Source organism: Bombilactobacillus bombi, assembly GCF_013607485.1.
GTDB lineage: Bacteria > Bacillota > Bacilli > Lactobacillales > Lactobacillaceae > Bombilactobacillus > Bombilactobacillus bombi_A.
Window position 1 is genome coordinate 1 of record NZ_SCHP01000090.1, and the last position, 3,009, is coordinate 3,009.

4 protein-coding genes are annotated in these 3,009 nt (G+C 34.7%); all 4 read left to right on the forward strand.

The window, feature by feature from the left end; all coding sequences use genetic code 11:
* A partial coding sequence (gene asnS, locus EQ827_RS08270) for an asparagine--tRNA ligase (protein ID WP_181190514.1) occupies window positions 1-891 on the forward strand: 891 nt, incomplete at its 5' end.
* A gap of 144 nt (window positions 892-1,035) precedes the next feature.
* On the forward strand, window positions 1,036-1,647 hold the full coding sequence (locus EQ827_RS08275) for a DnaD domain-containing protein (protein ID WP_181190515.1): 612 nt from the start codon (window positions 1,036-1,038) through the stop codon (window positions 1,645-1,647).
* Between the two features lies 1 nt (window position 1,648).
* On the forward strand, window positions 1,649-2,299 hold the full coding sequence (locus EQ827_RS08280) for an endonuclease III domain-containing protein (RefSeq protein ID WP_181190516.1): 651 nt from the start codon (window positions 1,649-1,651) through the stop codon (window positions 2,297-2,299).
* A 206-nt stretch (window positions 2,300-2,505) separates the two neighbouring features.
* Window positions 2,506-3,009, forward strand: a 504-nt coding sequence (locus EQ827_RS08285) for an SAP domain-containing protein (RefSeq protein ID WP_181190517.1), incomplete at its 3' end; no start/stop codon positions are given.

A 3,009-nucleotide genomic window follows, 5' to 3' on the forward strand; every position in this document is an offset into this window, starting at 1 on the left:
GAATTAATTCGGGCTACTTATAATTTCTTTCATCAAGAAGGCTTTATAAAATTTGATGCCCCTATTTTGACGGGGACAGCTCCAGAAGGTACGACTGAATTATTTGCTACGGATTACTTTGATACGCAAGCTTATCTTTCCCAAAGCGGTCAGCTTTACGAAGAAGTAGGAGCGATGGCTTTTGATAAAGTCTATTCTTTTGGTCCTACTTTTCGAGCAGAGAAATCTAAAACCCGCCGGCATTTAACCGAATTTTGGATGATTGAACCTGAAATGGCTTTTATGCACCAGGAAGAAAGTCTACAGATTCAAGAACGTTACATTGCCTTTTTGGTGCAAGCAGTTTTAGATAATTGTCAATATGAATTAAAGTTATTAGAGCGTGATCCTAAAATCTTAGAGCGCTATACTAAAACTCCATATCCACGGATTTCTTACGATGAAGCCATTAAACTGTGCCAAAAGGGTGGCATTGAGATTAATTGGGGGGATGACTTTGGTGCTCCCGAAGAAACATATATCTCAGATCAATTTGAACAGCCAGTGTTCGTCTTGAATTATCCCAAGACAATAAAGCCTTTTTATATGAAATCACACCCGACTCGCGATGACCTTTATATTTGTGCAGATATGTTAGCTCCTGAAGGCTATGGTGAAATTATCGGCGGTTCAGAGAGGGAAGCTGATTATGACAAATTAAAAACCGAAATGATTAAAAAAGGCTTAGATTTGAAGGCTTATGATTGGTATTTAGATTTACGCAAGTATGGTTCAGTACCGCATGCTGGTTTTGGTTTGGGCTTAGAACGGGCTTTAACTTGGATTTGCCATTTAGATCATTTAAGAGAAACTATTCCTTTCCCACGTATGATCAATCGTCTTCGTCCATAATATTTAATTTAAGATGTGTTTATTTAAATATAAAGGCCCAGGATAATAGTCTTATCCAAGGCCTTTTTCATTAGTGATGATATTGATTATCAAGTATTATTACTAGCTGAATCGAAGCCGTTAAGTAATTATAAGGAGGCAACTATGATTAATTATTCAAAAATATTAAACGCAGGAACAACCAGTATTAATAACTTGATTATTGAGCATTTTCAAGAACTCAAGTTCACCAGTGAAGAATTTGTTTTATTCATGAATTTAAAAATGTTCCAGGAGCGAGGAATTCAATTCCCATCTACTCAGCAATTATCACAAAATACTGGCTTTGCGACGGCTAAAATTTATCAATTAATTCAAAATCTGATTGATAAAAATATTATTAAAATTGAATCCCAAACTACTAAAACCCAAAAGTATCAAGACTGTTATGATCTCTCTCCTGTCTACAAAACTTTACAAGAATTGCAAGCAGCTACACCTCAATTTCCTAAAATGAATGATGTGCAAACTTTATTTAAAAAAATTGAAGTAGAATTTGGTAGACCACTTTCGCCAATAGAGCGTCAGACCATTCAAGAATGGCTCAGCGTTGATAACTATAGCCCCGAAATCATTAGCTTAGCTTTAAAAGAAGCAGTGCTTAACCAAGTTTATTCTTTAAAATATATGGATCGTATTCTCATTAATTGGGAAAAACAGCATATTACCACACCAGCACAATTACAAAAAAATAAGGCGCGTTATGGAGAACATTAAAATGCTGAATAATCAACAAATTAAACAGGCTTTTCAATTAATTATTGCAGAATTTCCGCAGGCAGGCCCGAGCTTACAGGCTGAAAGTAATTTTCAATATTTAATTGCTGTTATCCTAAGTGCACAAACCACCGACAAGGCAGTTAATCTTGTAACTCCCCAATTATTTAAAAAATATCCAACAGCACAGGCAATGGCACAGGCAAGTATTTCAGACATTGAGCCCTTAATTAAATCTATCGGCCTTTATCATAATAAAGCCCGTTATTTACAAGCGTGTGCACAAAAATTAAATGAAAATTTTGCCGGAGTCGTTCCAGCAGTTAAAACCCAATTAGTCACTCTACCTGGCGTTGGTACGAAAACTGCCAATGTCGTTTTGGCTGATTGTTTTGGCATTCCTGCCTTTGCTGTCGATACCCATGTAAGTACAATTGCCAAAAGATTGCATTTTGTGGAGCCAAAAGCCAATGTACAACAAATTGAACATCGGATTACCACCGCGTTACCACAACAATTTTGGATTAAGGGACATCATGCTTTAATTATGATGGGAAGAAAATACAATTTTCATAATGAATCTCAAATTAAAGATTTGCCCGTGGTTCAACAATGTGACTTATGGGAAATGGAAAATAACCCCCAAGACTGATACAATACTCTTTTAGAATTGAGCAATAATATCTGCCTAATTATGCAATTCCAACTTTAGGGATTAATTTGGCATAACTACTAATATAACTAATATTAAAAAAACATTTGTGCTATTATGCCCATGTGACAGTCATTGCAAAAATGTTTGCTTATTTTTCAAACATAAATTACAAATATATCCTCAAGAAGGAGGAATTGTATCACATGAACAGACCGGTTTTTAATAGAAAAATGAATAGTGCAACTTTTAATAAATATTATTGGTATAAAGAAGAATTGGAACAGATTTGCAGAGTATATAAACTACCGAATTACGGAACAAAAGCTGAATTAACAAAATACATTGTTCAATATCTAGATGGAGTACCAGTTAGCAAGATAAAAAGTGTTAGGAAAATACGTAGAAATACTAGATTAAATTTAAAGGCAAGTCAGATTACGTTGACCACAAAGCTATTAAATTCGGGTTTTTCACTTAATAATGAAGCTAGGCTCTTTTTTTGCAATTATTTTGGTGTCGAAAAGTTTTCGTTTCGTAAACCGATGGCTGTGATGATGAGAGAAGTCGAAAAAAATGCTGATACATCAGCCACAGTCTTAGATTTAATTGCCTGTCTAGATGACGATAAAGAGAAATATACAAAGAATGCAGAGGAGAAAACATATCAATGGAATGATTTTGTAAAAAGCTTCAGAAACGATCCATAT